This is a genomic window from Rhizobium ruizarguesonis, from assembly GCF_017357285.1.
Classification (GTDB): Bacteria; Pseudomonadota; Alphaproteobacteria; order Rhizobiales; family Rhizobiaceae; genus Rhizobium; species Rhizobium ruizarguesonis.
In genome coordinates this window covers 3630693-3647551 of record NZ_CP071678.1, presented here as the reverse complement: position 1 = coordinate 3647551, position 16859 = coordinate 3630693, and the positions used below count along the sequence as shown (strand labels likewise).

At 62.7% G+C, this 16859-nt stretch carries 17 protein-coding genes; 6 read left to right on the top strand and 11 right to left on the bottom strand.

The features are described 5' to 3' along the window. The first annotated feature begins 4 nt into the window (after positions 1–4). On the top strand, positions 5–985 hold the full coding sequence (locus tag J3P73_RS18105) for a quinone oxidoreductase family protein (protein WP_130692383.1): 981 nt from the start codon (positions 5–7) through the stop codon (positions 983–985). A 57-nt stretch (positions 986–1042) separates the two neighbouring features. Here J3P73_RS18105 and J3P73_RS18100 read toward each other — a convergent pair whose 3' ends face one another. The 4 genes from J3P73_RS18100 to J3P73_RS18085 form a co-directional block, all read right to left on the bottom strand. Next, positions 1043–1888: an anti-sigma factor family protein gene (locus J3P73_RS18100; RefSeq protein ID WP_018073931.1), complete on the bottom strand. Its 846-nt coding sequence runs from the start codon at positions 1886–1888 to the stop codon at positions 1043–1045. A 2-nt stretch (positions 1889–1890) separates the two neighbouring features. Continuing rightward, positions 1891–2391, bottom strand: coding sequence for an RNA polymerase sigma factor (locus J3P73_RS18095; RefSeq protein WP_024319512.1), 501 nt, complete (start codon positions 2389–2391; stop codon positions 1891–1893). 187 nt (positions 2392–2578) lie between these two features. Beyond that, entirely contained in the window at positions 2579–3139 is a 561-nt protein-coding gene (locus J3P73_RS18090) for a tetratricopeptide repeat protein (protein ID WP_018073933.1), read from the bottom strand. A 159-nt stretch (positions 3140–3298) separates the two neighbouring features. Further along, positions 3299–4207, bottom strand: coding sequence for a metallophosphoesterase family protein (locus tag J3P73_RS18085; RefSeq protein ID WP_029767235.1), 909 nt, complete (start codon positions 4205–4207; stop codon positions 3299–3301). Positions 4208–4280: 73 nt separating this feature from the next. Between J3P73_RS18085 and J3P73_RS18080 the strand changes: the two genes are divergently transcribed. Then, positions 4281–4757 (top strand): NUDIX domain-containing protein, encoded by a 477-nt coding sequence (locus J3P73_RS18080; RefSeq protein ID WP_018073935.1) that lies wholly within the window; start codon positions 4281–4283, stop codon positions 4755–4757. A gap of 3 nt (positions 4758–4760) precedes the next feature. Here the strand turns inward: J3P73_RS18080 and J3P73_RS18075 are convergent, their stop codons facing one another. Next, a complete protein-coding gene (locus J3P73_RS18075; RefSeq protein WP_130693094.1) occupies positions 4761–5747 on the bottom strand; it encodes a glutathione S-transferase family protein in 987 nt (328 codons plus the stop codon). 192 nt (positions 5748–5939) lie between these two features. Here J3P73_RS18075 and J3P73_RS18070 point away from each other — a divergent pair, with 192 nt between their 5' ends. Further along, the gene (locus J3P73_RS18070; protein ID WP_080634419.1) at positions 5940–6503 is read left to right on the top strand and encodes a GNAT family N-acetyltransferase; all 564 of its coding nucleotides are present in this window, start codon (positions 5940–5942) and stop codon (positions 6501–6503) included. A gap of 209 nt (positions 6504–6712) precedes the next feature. Here the strand turns inward: J3P73_RS18070 and J3P73_RS18065 are convergent, their stop codons facing one another. From J3P73_RS18065 to J3P73_RS18045, 5 genes are read right to left on the bottom strand one after another with little or no spacing between them, the layout of a single operon-like run. Beyond that, the gene (locus tag J3P73_RS18065) at positions 6713–7129 is read right to left on the bottom strand and encodes a GNAT family N-acetyltransferase (protein ID WP_018073938.1); all 417 of its coding nucleotides are present in this window, start codon (positions 7127–7129) and stop codon (positions 6713–6715) included. Between the two features lie 4 nt (positions 7130–7133). Then, a complete protein-coding gene (locus J3P73_RS18060; protein ID WP_130692381.1) occupies positions 7134–9203 on the bottom strand; it encodes a hypothetical protein in 2070 nt (689 codons plus the stop codon). Position 9204: 1 nt separating this feature from the next. Next, a complete protein-coding gene (locus J3P73_RS18055; RefSeq protein ID WP_018073940.1) occupies positions 9205–12018 on the bottom strand; it encodes a DUF4159 domain-containing protein in 2814 nt (937 codons plus the stop codon). Continuing rightward, positions 12015–12935 (bottom strand): DUF58 domain-containing protein, encoded by a 921-nt coding sequence (locus tag J3P73_RS18050; RefSeq protein ID WP_018073941.1) that lies wholly within the window; start codon positions 12933–12935, stop codon positions 12015–12017. The genes J3P73_RS18055 and J3P73_RS18050 overlap by 4 nt, the downstream gene beginning before the upstream one ends. 13 nt (positions 12936–12948) lie before the next feature. Then, positions 12949–13959 carry an AAA family ATPase gene (locus tag J3P73_RS18045; RefSeq protein ID WP_018073942.1) on the bottom strand — a complete coding sequence of 337 codons (1011 nt, stop codon included), beginning with the start codon at positions 13957–13959 and terminating at the stop codon, positions 12949–12951. A gap of 157 nt (positions 13960–14116) precedes the next feature. On the opposite strand from J3P73_RS18045, the gene J3P73_RS18040 reads away from it, so the two are divergent. From J3P73_RS18040 to J3P73_RS18030, 3 genes are read left to right on the top strand one after another with little or no spacing between them, the layout of a single operon-like run. Further along, a complete protein-coding gene (locus J3P73_RS18040) occupies positions 14117–14740 on the top strand; it encodes a DUF1285 domain-containing protein (protein WP_130692379.1) in 624 nt (207 codons plus the stop codon). Continuing rightward, complete coding sequence (locus J3P73_RS18035) at positions 14737–15387, top strand: CoA pyrophosphatase (RefSeq protein ID WP_130692377.1); 651 nt, start codon at positions 14737–14739, stop codon at positions 15385–15387. Before J3P73_RS18040 ends, J3P73_RS18035 begins: the two co-directional genes overlap by 4 nt. Further along, a complete protein-coding gene (locus J3P73_RS18030; protein WP_075224526.1) occupies positions 15384–16637 on the top strand; it encodes a CCA tRNA nucleotidyltransferase in 1254 nt (417 codons plus the stop codon). Before J3P73_RS18035 ends, J3P73_RS18030 begins: the two co-directional genes overlap by 4 nt. Here J3P73_RS18030 and J3P73_RS18025 read toward each other — a convergent pair whose 3' ends face one another. Next, complete coding sequence (locus J3P73_RS18025) at positions 16638–16823, bottom strand: DUF1059 domain-containing protein (RefSeq protein ID WP_018073946.1); 186 nt, start codon at positions 16821–16823, stop codon at positions 16638–16640. It lies immediately after the preceding gene. Positions 16824–16859 lie beyond the last annotated feature (36 nt).

Below are 16859 nucleotides of genomic sequence, written 5' to 3'. Positions count from 1 at the left end.
TGCCATGAAAGCCGTTCAGTTCACTCGCTTCGGTCCGCCCGATGTCCTTGAGCCCGTGGAACTGCCGGTCCCCGAACCTGGGCCGGGCGAGGTTCTCGTCCGCGTCCATGCAGCGGGTGTCAACTTCTTCGAGGTGTTGATGCGGGCCGACCGCTATGCCGTGACGCCTGACCTGCCGATGTTTCCCGGTGTCGAGGTCGCGGGTACAATCGAGCGAGCAGGGACTGGTGCCGACCCGTCGCTCCTTGGCAGGCGGGTTGGCGTTCCTCTCTTTGCGATCGGGCGCGGTTCGGGCGGTTATGCCGAATTCGTCGCGGTCGATGGCGGGGCGGTGGTGCTGCTGCCCGATGCGCTTTCCTTCGCGGCGGCGGCCGCGCTGATGGTGCAGGGGCTGTCGGCGCTGCATCTCCTGCGCCGCAGTCCGGCGAAAAACAAAAACGTTCTTGTCAGTGCGGCAGCGGGCGGTGTCGGATCGCTGCTTGTGCAGCTGGCGAGACGCGACGGGGCGAGCTTGGTGATCGCGGCGGCGAGCAGCGACGAGAAGAGGGGGCTTGCCCTATCTCTCGGCGCCGATCATGCGGTCGATTATACGGCGCCCGGCTGGCAGGAGGACGTCAAAAGGCTGACCGGAGGGCTCGGTGCGGATATCATCTATGAAACCGTCGGCGGCGCGTTTTCAAAGGCGGCGCTCGATGCGCTGGCACCTTGCGGCGAGCTGGTGCTGGCGGCGATGGGGCGGTTCGGGCTTGGGGCGGCCGATGTTGAGGACATGCTTGATGACAATCAGTCGATCAAGGGATTTTCGCTGTTGCCGCTGCTGACGTCCCAGGGTGTGCGGGAGGATCTTGCCGAACTCTTCGAGCTTGCCGCGGCGGGCGCCCTGACGGTTATCGACGGCGGTCGTTTCCCACTGCATCAAGCGGCGGAAGCGCATCGCGCCATCGAAGGGCGGAGGGCGGTCGGCAAGGTGGTGCTGGTGCCTTAAATCAAAGAAGGCGAGCACGACGTGGTGCGAAAACCGCTCGAGGTCATGCTCTATCAATCAGATCGCCGTGGCGATCTCCATGGCAAGCTGTCCGAGGGTTGCTTCGGCGGAGGGGCCGGCAAGCACATAGGAGGTGCCGGCATTGTGCCAGGTCACGAGGCCGATCTCGTCCTTGATCGTTTCCTTGAAGTCGTCGGTCTCGGGCGGCTGCGCGTCCTTGCGGAAACAAATGGAGATGATGTCGCCGTCGGAATTAGAATAGACGAGCTGTCCGACAGGGCGGCTGTCGCCAAGGATGACGCGCGCGCCCTGGAAGGTCCAGGCTTCGGCGCTGAGATCAGGCACGCGGAAGGGCACGCCGATCGCGGTCGTCAGCCAGCTGGAGATTTCCTCGGCCTGCGAGGCGGGCACTTCGACGAGATGACGGGGCTGGCGGATCAGCAGGCGCTGATAGGCGGTGACGTCGCCCAGCCAGTCGTTGGTATTGGTCGGTGCCGTATTGGTGGTGGCCATGGTGGCTATCTCGTCGGCATCGGGGCCTGCGCCGACGAAATAGCCGATGCCGCAACCGACGACGAAGAGGATGAGGGCGGCGGCCAGCGCCTGCGGGCCGCTTGGCGCCAGTTTCACCTGCGGACGCGTGGCGCGCTGGGCGATCGGCGTTTTCGGCGGCTGTGTGCTCTTGATGGAGCGGACGAGGGCGAGCGGCACCGGCTCCTTCAGGATATCGTCGAGGCGGCGGCGGCCAAAATCGGCGCCGTGACGCAGCTTCTCATGCAGCCGGCGCGCATTCTCGTCACTTGCCAGACGCTGTTCCAGTTCGTGCCGCTGTTCGGGCGAGACTTCGCCGTCGAGAAGGGCGGTGAGCTGTGCTTCGAGCGGCAATTTCCTAAAATCGAGCAAATTCAGTACCTGTGGATCGGGTGAGTGCCGGCAAGCCCGGCGAAATGCAGCCTCGCGGTGGCGAGCTGAGAGACGACGTTTGCCACCGGAATGCCCATGATGTCGGCCGCCTGCTGGTAGCTGTGGCCTTCGACGTCGACGAGCAGGAACATGCTGGAAACGCCATCCGGCATATCGGAAATCATGTGATGGATGGTGTCGGGATCGACCGCAGCCGAGGCGGCCTCGCGAATATCGGTGACGTTGCCGCGGACGGAAGCCTTCGGCTTGCGCTTGCGGTTGTCGTCGGCCCATTGCTGGCGGGCAAGCGTGTAGATCCAGCTTTCGAGCCGGCCTTCGCCGCTCCATTGATGACCTTTGGCAATGGCGCGCTGACAGACGGCCTGAACGAGTTCATCGGCCACGGCAACCTCACCCGCGAGCGTGATCGCGAAGCGGCGAAGGCGGGGCAGGAGGCCGACGAGATCACGCCGGAGATCGATGGTCGTTGCGGGCTGACGCATTGTCTATCCAAGAAGCATTCACAATGGTTTCGCGGACGAAGGGTTCGCCGTCGGGCGCGAAACCGACTTTATCGACGCCGTCGATGCATGTGCTTTATGAAACAAGTCTCCTGCACTTCGCAAGCATCCGATCGTCTTCATCCCTCTTTCCCAAGGGATTTTCGTATTGTGGCCCGCAAAGCTTGCGTCAATATGTCTTGTAGCCGTTCAAGCTTTGCAGCAGGGAGCGATAGGCCCAGGTGCCTTCGCCGCCGCGATCACGGATTTCGACAAGCTGGACGCGGGCGCCCTGGATGTCTCCCTGTTCCACCAGCGCCATGCCCATATAGGAGCGGGCGAGGATATAATTCTCATCCGCCTGCAGTGCCTTGCGGTAGTAGGACATGCCGAGCTCCATGCGGCCTGCCTTGCGGTTGGCGTAGCCGAGATAGTTCAGGACGCGCGGGTCGTTCTGGTTGCGAGCGAGATTGAGCACCGTGATGGCGTTGTCATACTGCCCGGCATAGGCAAACTCGCGGGCGAACTGATAGAGATCGTCGTCGTTGAAGCTGCTCTTCTTCGGGTTGACACATTCCTTCTTGGCTTTGTCCCAGACCTTGCCGCCGGTGCAGGTCTTGGTCGTCTGGGTCTTCGGCGGCGGATTGGTGTCATCGTTGCTGTCGCCGGCCGCGAAAGCGGTCGTGGCGATGCCGAAGGCAAAGCCGGCGGCGAGCGAAAGTCTGGACAGGTAACGGAAAGAAGAAGTCATCGGCGCGCTCCGTTCTCAGGCAATGCAGTTGCTCGGATTGTACGCTTACCACTAAAAATACCAAGAGGGTAAGCAACCTCCATGGCAAATGTTGCGACGGTGGCCCGATGTCCTCGCAGATCGATTCAAGTGCTGCATAAAAAGCGTTCAGAGGTGACGCTAAGGCGCGAAAATATCGGCGCTTTCCGGCATCACCGCGTCGCCGGCCCTGTTGAGGCTGAAGCGCTCGCCGCTGAGCTCCCAGGCGCCGGGAGAGCCGTCGATGGAGAAGAGGTTGTAGGCGGCGGGCGGCTTGACGCTGCCCGGTCCCTGCGAGGCTGAGGCAATGCCGACGACCGGCACCGGCTGCACCTGGCCGCGCAGCCAATGCAGCGTGTTCAGGTGCGTATGGCCGTGCAGCACGAGTTCGGCGCCACCCGTCGAAATCACGGCGGCGAAGCGGCGGATGCCGATCATCCGTTTGTAGAAGGCCGTGGCGCCGCGGATCGGTGGATGATGGATCATGACAACGCGGAAGAGCCCGGCTTCGCCAGCCGCGCGCAACATGTTGACAGTATCGCGGGCCTGTCGCGCGCCGAAAAAGCCGGAGGCGGCGAAGGGAGGAGTGGCGACCGCCGTCGAACAACCGACAATCGCGACTTTGCCGCGAACACGCAGATAGGGGAAGATATGGCGGTCGTCCTGCCATTGCGGCGGAGCCAGATCGCCGCGGACGTAATCGTACCACGCGCGCATCGACTTCTCATATGCGCCTGGTACATAGGCGTCATGATTGCCGGGAACGACTGACGTGTTCGCGGGATCGCCGAACGCGCGCAGCCATGCAGCGGCGGCGCGAATCTCAATGCCGCTCGCCAGATTGACGAGGTCGCCGGTGACGGCCAGGTGATCGGCCTGGTGGGCGCGGATGTCGTCGAGCAGCAGATCCAACGTGCTGCCGAAAAGGTGCTTGCGTCGATTTCGATGCCAGTTCACAAAGCCTGTTATGCGTTTTGAAAACAGCTCTTGAATGGAAAGACTGGGCAGCGGCCCGAGGTGGACGTCGGAGATATGCGCGAGCTTGAACATGTTACGAGACATAGACCAGCTTATTGACAAATCAAACACATCGGGCGCGATGAAGAGCTGAAACGGAGTGATAGTGGATAAAGAGAACCGGCCCCTGCACATGAGGCTGGCATTGCGCCTGCTGCATGTCTATTTCAGTTTCGTCCGCAGCATGACCGTGGGCGTGCGGGCCGCTTGTTTCGATGCAGACGGACGCATCTTTCTCGTGCGCCACAGCTATGTCGGCGGCTGGCATATGCCGGGCGGCGGGCTGGAGCGCAACGAGACGGTCGAGGAAGCGCTTGCCAAGGAATTGCGCGAGGAGGGCAACCTCAGGATCATCGGCAAGCCGCAGCTGATCCAGGTCTATTTCAATACCACCACCACAAGGCGCGACCATGTCGTCTTCTACCGGGCAATCGTCGAGCAGACGGCGCCGCGGCCGCCGGACTGGGAGATATCCGACAGCGGCTTCTTTTCCCTCGACAGCCTGCCCGAGGGCACGACCAAGGCGACGCACCGCCGTCTTGCCGAGCTTCGCGGTGAGCAGGAGCCCGCCCACCGCTGGTAATTCTCAGGCGGCGGCAAGCCTGGCACGATCGTGCGGACTGTCGAAATCGAGTGCTGGGCCGACGGGAACGATGCCTGTCGGATTGATCGTCTTGTGGCTGCGATAATAGTGTTCCTTGATGTGCTTCAGGTTCACCGTCTCCGAAACGCCCGTCGTCTGGTAGAGATCACTGAGATAGTCGGGCAGGTTGGGGTAGTCGCCGATGCGGCGAATGTTGCACTTGAAATGGCCGACATAGACGGCGTCGAAGCGCACCAACGTGGTGAACAGGCGCCAGTCGGCCTCGGTCTGCCTGCTACCGAAGAGGTAGCGGCCCTTGCCGAGGCATTCATCGAGCATGTCGAGCGTTTCGAACAGATTGCCGACGTTTTCTTCATAGGCTTGCTGGGTGGTGGCAAAGCCGGCCTTGTAGACGCCGTTGTTGACAGTGTCGTAGACGGTGGCGTTCAGCGCATCGATGTCGGAGCGAAGGTCCTCGGGATAGTAATCGGCCGTCGAGCCGGTCAGCCCGTCGAAGGCACTGTTAAACATGCGGATGATCTCGGCGGATTCGTTGCTGACGATCGTGCCGGTCTTCTTGTCCCAGAGCACGGGAACGGTGACGCGGCCGGAATAGTGCGGATCGGCCTTGACGTAGATCTGCCAAAGCGCGGACGCGCCGAAGAGGTGGTCGCCGGTGGCACCGTCGCCGACCTTGAACTCCCAGCCGCTCTCGACCATTAGCGGATCAACGACCGAGACCGAAATCAGCTCTTCCAGCTTCTTCAGCTTGCGGAAAATCAACGTGCGGTGCGCCCAGGGGCAGGCGAGCGAGACATAGAGATGGTAACGCCCGGCCTCGGCCTTGAAGCCGCCGCTGCCCGAAGGGCCGGCCTCACCGTCCGATGTCACCCAGTTGCGAAACTGCGAGGGCTGCCGCTTGAAATGGCCCTTGCTCTCCTTTGTGTCGTACCAGACGTCGTGCCAGACGCCATCCACCAGCATTCCCATGGTCTTCATTCCCTTGATTGCGTGTTGAACGGAAGATATCGCAGATGGCAGAGCTTTACAGGCGACAAAGATTGAACAGTGCGTCACGTCGCGCATTTTGCGTTGGACGGCGGAAATTTTTCCTGCTATCGGCGTTTCACGATTTTCGGACCCCTGCCTGATGTTCATTTCCAGAAACCCGCGACGACGCTGATGCTCCCGAACGCCCAAGGCGTGTTCGAGACCCATCAATCTGTCCATCCGGTTTCTGTCATCATGTACAAGCACGATCTCGTCTACCTCACTGAAGACGCGTCTCATGACGCCGCCATCGAACACATCAACGAAGAAGCCTTCGGTCCGGGCCGCTTCACGCGCGCGGCAGCGCGCATCCGTGAGCAGGGGCCGCATGATCTGTCGCTCTCCTTCATCTGCACCGATAACGGCGAGACGATCGCCTCGGTGCGCATGACGCCGGTGGTGGCCGGCACGGTGAAGGGCCATCTGCTCGGCCCGCTCGCCGTCCGTCCCTCTCACAAGAACAAGGGCATCGGCCGGGAACTGGTGCGGATCGCAGTGGAGGCGGCAAGACGCAAGGGATCGGAAGCTGTCATCCTCGTCGGCGACCCGCCCTATTACGGACCGCTCGGCTTCGAGAAGGTCGCCTACAACGCGCTTTCTTTTCCAGGCCCGGTCGATCCCCGTCGTGTGCTCGTCGTTCCGATCGCCGAGGGCGTGCACGAGCGGCTGAAAGGCACGATCGCCTGGCGCGAATGATTTAGAGCGCCGTGAGTCCTTTCGGACGCACAAAGGACGCTCTAACTCTTTCAATCCCCGCATCGTGCTTCCGAAAATCGATTCCGATTTTCGGAAAGCACGATGCGCTAGAGCAATTCCAGCAAAAGTGCACAGCGGTTTTGCGTCCGGAATTGCATGAAAACAAAGAGATAGAGCACTTCCGTGATTCGAAGAAAAACGGAAATGCTCTAGAGGCTTTTCCGCAGGAAGCTGCGCGTGCGGCCTTCCGGGAAATCCTCAAGCTCCCCGAAGACCTCATAACCCTGACGCAGATAGACGCGCAGAGCCTGCGGGCTGAACGTGTCGATCCAAGCGCCGCGGCATCCCCGGGCTCTCGCCTCTTCTTCCGCCTTTGTCAGGATAGTGCCTGATATACCGGTGCCGCGCAGTGTATCGGGAATGTAGAGCATCTGGGTGAAGAGCCAGCCCCAGGCAGTAAAGCCGGAAAGACCGCCCGTCACCTTGCCGTCGGTATCGCGGATAAGGACCGCGAGCGGTCGGCGATCCGAGGGGCCGACATCGCTGTTGTTGAAGGCCGAGAGCGCATCGGTGATTGCCGCGAGTTCCTCCGGCGAGGGCGAGGCGGTGAGCTCGAATTCCGGCATGAGATTACCGCCCTTCGCGCCACCACATGGCGCCGAAGGCGAGCAACAGGATGCCGACGCCGGCGAAACCGGCAAAGAGGGGCAACGTGTTGATGCCCTTCAAGACGGTCTCGCTGGTCATGCGGATCATCATGCGATCGTTGTCAGAGACGCGCACCTGACCGCGCACTGGCAGGATCGGTGGCACGGAGATCGCGCCATTTGTATTGGAGACGCGGGCGACGAGACCCTTGCTTCTGTCGGCGACCGGCTGCAGCACATCGGTCGTCGAGATCATCGCTTTGAATTCCGGCGCATCGACGGCGCCGATATGGACAAGCGTCGACAGCTTGCCGTTGCGGATTTCGAAGAGGCCGATTTCGTCCATCCGCTTCTCGGCCTTGTAAAGCCCGGGTTCGGACTGGGTGAGCGGCAGGGTTTCGGTCTTGCCGGAGGGATAACGCACGGTGGCGTTGCCGGGATTGTCGCCGATCGTCTGGCGCGTGACCTCAAGGGTCCGGCCAGAAGCGCGCGCCGTCAGCGCTTCTTCCTCGAGCGCCGGCTCCTTCATCAGCCAATGGGCGATACGGCGATAGAGCGAAACGTTCGGACCGCCGCCTTCGAAGCCGCGCGCCCAGAGCCAGCCCTGATCGGAAAGCAGCATGGCGACGCGGCCCTGGCCGGCGCGGTTCAGCACCAGCAGCGGGTGATTGTCGGCGCCGAGCATGATCGTCTCGCCCTGCGGCCGGTCGACATCGACGCTGCGGAACCAGCGGCCCCAATGCGGCGGGTCCTCGCCCGACCCGTCAAGGCCGCGCGTGACGGGATGTTTGCGGCCTTCCTCGGAGAGGCGGGGATAAAAGGCCCTTTCGATCATCTCTCCGGTGGGCGTTGCCGGCAGGACCGAGGAAAGTGGCGTCAGTGCAATGGAATCGGGGCCAGCGTGCTCGGGACCGGCGGCGATCAGCAGCGCGCCGCCATTGTCGACATATTGCGCGATGTAATCGTAATAGAGCAGCGGCAGCACGCCGCGATGCTGGTAGCGATCAAAGATGATCAGGTCGAAATCCTTGATCTTGTCGACGAAGAGCTCACGCGTTGGGAAGGCGATCAGCGACAGCTCGTTGATCGGCGTGCCGTCCTGTTTTTCCGGCGGACGCAGGATGGTGAAGTGGACGAGATCGACCGACGCATCGGATTTCAGCAGGTTGCGCCAGGCGCGTTCACCGGCATGCGGCTCGCCGGAAACGAGCAGGACGCGGAGATTCTGGCGGATGCCGTCGATGACGTGGACGGCACGGTTGTTGGCGGTGGTGACTTCGCCAGGAAGTGCTGCGACCGAGAATTCGAGCACATTGCTGCCGCCACCCGGCACCTTGAAGGAGAAGGGCGTATCCTGCCCGGGTGTCGCCTGCAGGGTGGCGATCTCGTCACCATTCAGCTTCACCGTGACATCGGCCGTGCCGCCGGGGCTCGGGCCGTCGTCGAACACGCGCAAGATCACCTGCTGCTCTTCATTGACGATGCCGAAGCGCGGCCCCTTGATGACTTCGATGCGGCGATCGAATTCGTTGGCCTTGCCGGTTACGAGGCCATGGATCGGCGCGTCGAAACCGAGCGCCTGATTGGCGGCTGGAACATCATGGACTTCACCGTCAGTCAACATGATCGCACCGCCGATGCGGGCGGGCGGGACATCGGCGATGTTGGCCGACAGCGCGTCGAACAGGCGCGTTGACGGCACATCGGAATTGACGTCGCCTTCGACATCGACGAAGCGGGGCTCTATCTGGGGGAAGCGGGCGAGCTGTCCTTTCAGGGCCGCAAGCGCATCGTCGGTCATCTTGACGCGATCGGGCGTCTGCTGGCTCTGGCTTCGATCGACAAGAACGGGGACGATCGTCGACAACTGATCCCTGTCTTCCTGCAGCAGCACAGGATTGGCAAGGGCGGCCAGCATGGCGAGTGCTGCCAGCGTTCTGATCCAGGCACCGCGAATGCCGCGCCAGATCGCGAAGGCGGCGATAACGGCGCTGACGACGGCAAGTGCAGCCAGAACCGACCAAGGCAGGAAGGGCGAAAAGTCGAACGTCATCTCATTGTCCTAACCGTTCGAGGAGGTCGGGAACATGGACCTGGTCGGTCTTGTAGTTGCCGGTCAGCATATACATCATGATGTTGACGCCGGAACGGTAGGCATATTCGCGCTGCGTTTCATCCGACGGCACGGTCGGCAGTATCGGTACGCCGTTGTCGTCGATCGCCCAGGCGCCGGCGAAATCATTGCCGGTGATCAGGATCGGCGAGACGCCGTCGGCCGTCGCCGCCGATTTTTCGCTAGGCCCCTGACCACCCTGCCGGGACTCGATCCAGAGGGGGCTGCCAGTATAACGACCGGGAAAACTCGACAGGAGATAGAAGGATTTCGTCAGCACATGGTCTGATGGTACCGGTTCGAGCGGCGGAATGTCGAGATTGGCGAGGATTGCCTGCAGCCTCTCACCGTTGGCGCTGACATTGCCGCCATTGTCCAATGCGCTGATCTGATCGCGCGTATCGAAAAGCACGGTGCCGCCATTGCGCATGTAGGCGTCGATACGGCTGATCGCCGCCGTCGACGGCATCGGCGCCGTTGCCGAAACCGGCCAGTAGATGATCGGATAGAAGGAGAGCTCGTCTTTGGTGAGGTCGATGCCCACGGGCGGTGCCGGCTCCAGCGTCGTGCGAAAGGTCAGGAACTGGGTGAGTCCCTCGAGACCCCGCTCGGATATATTGTCCACCTCCTGTTCGCCGGTAACGACATAGGCGAGGTGTGTATTATCAAGCCTCTGCAAGATGAGGTCGTCGCCGGGCTGGGAGTCGTCGGCGTGAAGCGTGCCGGGTTGCACGAGAAAGCCGGCGCCGACGGCGATCGCGATCATCGCTGCGGTGCGGACGGCCGGGCGCAATCGCGAGAACGCGCCATTCATGAAAAGGACGATCAGGCTATCGGCCAGGAGCAGCAGAAAGGCCGCGAGAAAGAGTGCCGGTTTTGCCGACCAGCTTTCGCCGCCGATCAGGCCTTCGCGCACGGCATTGGTCCCTGTTGTGTCGAGCGGCTTCAGTTCGGCGTTCTCGGGCAGCACGTTCAGGGAGGTGAAACCGTCCTCCGAACCGTAGAGCCCGGGCGGGTTGTCGAAATTCGCCGTCGGTTCAGCTCCGGCCTGTGGAATAAGCGGCCGCGCCGAACCCGTCTCGGAGACGAGCGTGCCCTTGGACGTCAGCATACGGAATGGCGGCAGGGTTTCGGAAACACGCGCATTGCCGCGCGCCTCCGATGTCACGCCGCCCGAGCGCGATATCTGCAGGAGGTGACGCAGCATGTCGACGAAAGTGCCCGAGATCGGCAGATCGGACCAGGTTGCTTCCGCGGTGACGTGAAACAGGACGATCTGGCCGGATGCGATCTGCTTCATCGTGACGAGCGGCGTGCCGTCAGCCAGGCTCGCCCAGGTGCGCTCGGCAAGATCGGGTGTCGGTTCGGCAAGCACCTGCCGCTTGACGACGACATCGGCGGGACGCGCTATGCGGGCGAAAGGCCCGAAACTTGGAAATTCCGCAAGCGACTGCGGCTCGCTCCAGGACAATGTACCGCCCAGTGCCCGTTCTCCCTGACGCAGGATGACAGGGATCAGCGGATCGTCGGCGGGTGCGGCCGCCATGCGCGGGCCGGCAAAACGCAAGAGCATGCCGCCATTCGATATCCAGCGCGTCAGAGGCTCGTAAGTCTCCTCCGGCAGTCGGCCGATATCGGCCATGATGATGATGGAGGGATTGTTGGCGAGAAGTTTTGGTATCGCGACCGAAAGATCGGAATCGGCGGGTTGGATCAAATCCGCATAGGGCTGCAGTGCCCGCTGGATATAATAGAGCGGCGAGAGCAGCGGTTGGAACTCATCGCCTCCTTCACCCGATAGCAAGACGACGCGGCGCCGCTTGAATGCGTCGTCGAGAAGGTGGACCGCGCCTGCCGTGGCGCCATTGTCGACGCTGACGCGCGCGAAATCGTTGCGCATCTCAAAGGGTGCGGTGATCGAACTCGTTGCGACACTCTGGCCGGGGCGGAAGTCCACCCTGCCGTTGGCGATCGAGCGGCCCTGGGTATCGACGGCGTTCAACGCCACGGATGCGGCATGCGAGGTGTTGAGCCGCGTGACTTTGACGGTCATGGCGTCTGCCGCATTGTTGGCCGCGGTGATCGCCACTGTCCGCGCAGCATCGCCCTCGATCAGGCGGAGATCGGCGGGCTGGAGTTCGGCGAGCCTGCGCACCGTTGCGTCGTCGGCCTTGGCGGCGGCGCCGTCAGTCAGGAAGGCGAGAGTGCCGGGCTTGATGCCGTTCAGGGCCGTGCGCAGCGCCTGGAAGGCGCGTTCGCGGTCGGGTACCAGCGGTCGCGGCTCGGCGGCGCGCAGCTTGTCGCGGGCGGCAGCGGCGGTGCCGGGCACAGCATCGTTGGTCGGATCGGCGGTGAAGGCGATCGACACGGGCGTGCCGGCGGATTCGGCGTCGTCTATCAACGCGTCGGCAGTCTGGATGCGGCGCTCCCAGTCGGGTGCCGCCGCCCAGCTATTGTCGACGAAGAGGACGAGTGGGCCACCTGATGCGAGCGAACTGGTGCGCGGATTGAAAACCGGATCGGCGATTGCAAGGATGATGGTGGCGGCGAGCACCATGCGCAGCAGCGTCAGCCACCACGGGCTTTTCGCCGGCGTCTCCTCGCGCTTCAGCACGGAGGCGAGGATCTTCAGCGGCGGGAAGACTTCGGTCTTCGGACGTGGTGGCGTCAGCCGCAGCAGCCACCAGATGACCGGCAAGGCGACGAGCGCGCCGAGAATGGCGGGGTAGGCGAAAGCGAAGGGAAGGGCGTTCATAGCTGCCCTCCATGCGTCGCCTTGGCCGGCATGCCGGACAGATACATGTGCACTGCGACCAACGCCTCGGAAGCAAGATGATCGGTGCGATGGGTGGCGAAGGTCCAGCCGAGATGGCGCAGCGACTGGCCGAGGCTGTCCCTGCGGGCGAGGTAGGCGTTGCGATAGGCCTCGCGGATGTGTTCGGCGCGGCCGGAGACGAGCTTGGCGCCGCTCTCCGGATCGGTGAATTCTGTGCGGCCGCTATAGGGGAATATCTCTTCGGCGGGATCCGCGATCTCGACCACATGGCCGCGCAGGCCGCGGCGGGCAAGCGGGCCGAGCCGTTCCATGATTGCCGGCGCATCGTCGAGGAAATCGCCGATAAGGACGAGATCGCTCCAGCCGCGGATCATCGCCGTTTCCGGCAGGCCGCCGGTTAGCGGCGTGTGCATGAGTGCGGCTGCGAGGCGTTCAGCGGCGTTGCGGGCGGAGGCGGGTTCCATGATGCCGGGGCACCCGATGCGCTCGCCGGAGCGGGCGAGGATTTCGGCAAGCGCCAGCATGATGACCAGCGCGCGGCTTTCCTTGGAGACGTTGCCATAGCTCGACTTGTACATCATCGAGGGCGACATGTCGCACCAGAGCCAGATCGTGTGCGCCGCCTCCCATTCGCGCTCGCGCACGTAGGTATGGTCGTCTCGGGCGGAGCGGCGCCAATCGATGCGCGACAGGCTCTCGCCCTCGGCATAGGGTCGGAACTGCCAGAAATTCTCGCCGATGCCGCGCTTGCGGCGGCCATGCCAGCCGGCGATCACCGTATTGGCGATGCGCTTGGCTTCCACCAGGCAGTCTGGCACCAGGGCGGCCCGCTGCCTGGCGCGGGAAAGGGCATCGCTGCCGGGTGTCGGATTGACGATCTGTCCGATAGATGCCACGCGTCCGGCTTCCTTATCCCTTTGCCTGCTTGACCAGTCCGGCGATGACGTCACGCACCGACATGCCTTCGGCGCGGGCTGCGAAAGTCAGCGCCATGCGGTGCTGGAGAATGGGTTCGGCGAGCGCGAAGATATCGTCCAGAGACGGTGCGAGACGGCCTTCATAGAGCGCGCGGGCACGTGCGCAGAGCATCATCGCCTGGCCGGCGCGCGGGCCAGGACCCCAGGCGACGTTCTTGTCGGTCGAGGCATTGCCCTGTCCGGGGCGGGCGGAACGCACCAGCGCCAGGATGGCATCGACGACCGTGTCGCTGACCGGCATCTGGCGTACCAGGGTCTGGATCTCGATCAGCCGCTGCGCATCGATGATGGCTTCCAGCCGGGTTTCGCCCAAGCCCGTCGTCTCAAGCAGGATCTGGCGCTCGGCGGCGAGTTCGGGATAGTTGACGTCGACCTGCAGCAGGAAGCGGTCGAGCTGGGCTTCAGGCAGAGGATAGGTGCCTTCCTGCTCGAGCGGGTTCTGGGTGGCGAGCACATGGAAGGGCGCCGGCAGGTCATAGCGCTGGCCGGCGATCGTGATATGGTATTCCTGCATGGATTGCAGAAGGGCCGATTGGGTACGCGGCGAGGCGCGGTTGATCTCGTCGGCCATCAGGAGCTGGGCGAAGACCGGGCCTTTGACGAAACGGAAGGAGCGCCGTCCACTGTCGTCCTGGTCCATCACCTCGGAGCCAAGAATATCCGAGGGCATCAGGTCCGGCGTGAACTGGATGCGGTTGGCGGCAAGGCCGAGCACCTCGCCGAGGGTCGTCACCAGTCTGGTCTTGGCAAGGCCGGGAACGCCGACGAGCAGAGCATGACCGCCTGACAGCACGGCGAGAATGGTGTTCTCAACGACGCTTTCCTGACCGAAGATCACCTTCGAGACTTCCCCGCGGATGGCGGCGATATCGGAGAGCGCCCTTTCGGCGGCGGCGACGATCGCCTTTTCATCGAGGCTGGCTTCGGTCTTCATCATACCCATGCGTATCTCCAACGGCTGAATCATTCGGCAGCGAATCGGCGGACTTATACATGTGCCTCATACCCGATAGAGTTATGGAGATGTGACGGGCTGACAAGTTCGTTGCGAATGACTATCTCGTGACTTTACTTCGTTAAGGACAAACCGGGACGGAAGAATGGCAGCCGAGGAAATCAGCGGACAGGCGGATGCGGCGGGACTTGCCGCACTGATTTCGCGCGCGTCTCAGGAAAATGCCGGCAAAAAACGAGGATTACCGCCGGTCGAGCGGTGGAATCCGCCTTTCTGCGGCGATATCGACATGGAAATCCGGACGGACGGCACCTGGTTCTACATGGGTACGCCGATCGGCCGACCGGCGCTGGTGCGACTGTTCTCGACGGTTTTAAGAAAAGATGACGACCAGAAGACCTATCTCGTAACTCCTGTGGAAAAGGTCGGTATAAGGGTCGTCGACGCGCCTTTCATCGCCGTGGAGATGAGCGTGACGGAGGGGCAAGGCCGGCAGTTGCTGACCTTCCGCACCAATGTCGGCGATGTCGTGGAGGCGGGAGGAGAGCATCGGCTGCGCTTTGCCATTGCGGGCGAGAATGCCGAATTGAAACCCTATCTGCATGTGCGCGGGCGACTGGAGGCGCTGGTGTCGCGTGCGGTAATGTATGAACTGGTCGCGCTCGGCGAGACTTTCGACGTGGAGGGGCAGGCGATGTTTGCGATCCGCTCCGCCGGCGAGGTCTTCCCGGTCATGCCGGCCGACGAACTGGATGCGCTTTGCCGATGAATGATGCAATCACCCACCGCTACCCGCTGTTTTCCGCAACCGAATTCCGCCGCCGCGCGTTCAATCAGAATGGCGGACCGATCGATCACGCCTGGCGCGATCATGGAGACCATATCCTCAACCCTGATATCGTCGCCGAGGTCGAGACCTTCAAGCTGCGCGACGCCGCCGTGCTTGTGCCCGTCGTCGACGACGGGGAGGAAGCGCATGTGATCTTCACCAAGCGCACGGCGACGCTGCGCAAACATTCCGGGCAGATCGCCTTTCCCGGCGGCTCGATCGATCCCACCGATATCTCGCCCGAAATGGCGGCGATCCGCGAAACGGAGGAGGAGATCGGCCTGGCTGGTTCCTTCGTCGAAACCGTCGGGCGGCTGCCGAATTACCTTGCCTCGACGGGCTTCCGCATCACGCCGGTGCTCGGCGTCGTCACGCCTGGCTTTGCGCTGACGCTGAATCCGGCCGAGGTGGACGACGTGTTCGAGGTGCCGCTTTCCTTCCTGATGGATCCTGCCAATCACACCCGCGACAGGCGTGTCATCGACGGCATCGACCGGCATTTCTATCGCATGCCCTATGAAACCAGAATGATCTGGGGCATCACCGCCGGCATCGTCCGCACGCTTTACGAAAGGCTTTATGCATGACCGACCTTGCCGACCAAGCATGGTTTCGCGACCCGGCGCTCGGCCGGATCTTAGCACTTCTTAGCGCCGATGGCGGGGAAGGGCGGGTGGTTGGCGGTGCGGTGCGTAACAGCCTGATGGGCCTGCCGGTCAACGATGTCGACATAGCCACGACACTCAGACCGGAGGCGGTGATGGAGCGGGCGGCGGCGGCCGGCATCAAGGCAGTCCCAACCGGCCTGGAGCACGGCACGGTGACGCTCGTCATCGACGGAAAACCCTTCGAGGTGACGACGCTTCGCACCGACGTCGAGACCGACGGACGCCATGCAAAGGTTGCCTTCAGCACCGACTGGAAGGCCGATGCCGAACGGCGGGATCTGACGATCAACGCGCTTTATGCTGATGCAAAGGGCGAGGTGGTTGATCTCGTTGGCGGACTTGCCGACATTAAGACGCGCAACATCCGCTTCATCGGCGATGCCGCAAGGCGTATTGCCGAGGATCATCTACGCATCCTGCGTTTTTTCCGGTTCTTTGCCTATTACGGTTCCGGACGGCCGGATGCCGAAGGGCTGAAAGCGTGTTCCGCGGCGCGTTCGAAACTGACGACGCTTTCGGCAGAACGCGTCTGGTCTGAATTGCGAAAGCTACTTGGCGCCGACGATCCCGGCCGGGCGCTGCTCTGGATGCGGCAGGTGGCAGTGCTGACGGAAATCCTGCCGGAATCGGAACGGTGGGGGATCGATGCGATCCCTTCGCTGATCACCACCGAAAAGGCGCTCGGCTGGACGCCCGATCCGTTGCTGCGCCTTGCGGCGATCGTGCCGCCCGATCTGGCGCGGCTGGAGGCGCTCGCAGCCCGGCTCAAGCTCTCGAATGCGGAGGCGGCCACTCTCAAAGCCTGGGCAATGGCAGCACCGGCCAATGACGAGATGTCGCCGGCTGCTTTCGAGCGGCTGCTTTACCGCAACGGTGCCGATGGCATCACCACGCGGCTGAAGCTGGCGCTTGCGGTGGCGCGCGGCAAGGCTGAAAGCGATTTCGACGAAATGGCGCGATCGGCGCGGCTCATCAAGCTGCTGGACAAGGCAATGCAATGGAAGAAACCGCCGTTTCCGTTGAACGGCGGCGACGTGATTTCGGCAGGAATTGCATCCGGCCCGCGCGTCGGCGAGCTGCTTGCCGGCCTGGAAAACCAGTGGGTGGAAGAAAACTTCGTTTCCGACCGGGCGGCGCTGCTCGCCCGGCTGCATGAACGTGTGCAATAATCAGGCTGCGTTCACTTCGTCGCGGATGCGAGCCTTGATATTATCCACCATGTTCTCGCGGATCGTGGTTTCGCCGTGAGCGCTTTTCAGGTGCTCGACGGCCCGGCGGACCACCTCGGCGTCACTATCCGCCCTGGTATGCCAGGCGCAGCCGGGAACGAGTGTGCCACATTCGAAAAGTCGCATGGTCTTTTCCTCTATCCTGAACACAACGACAATCGC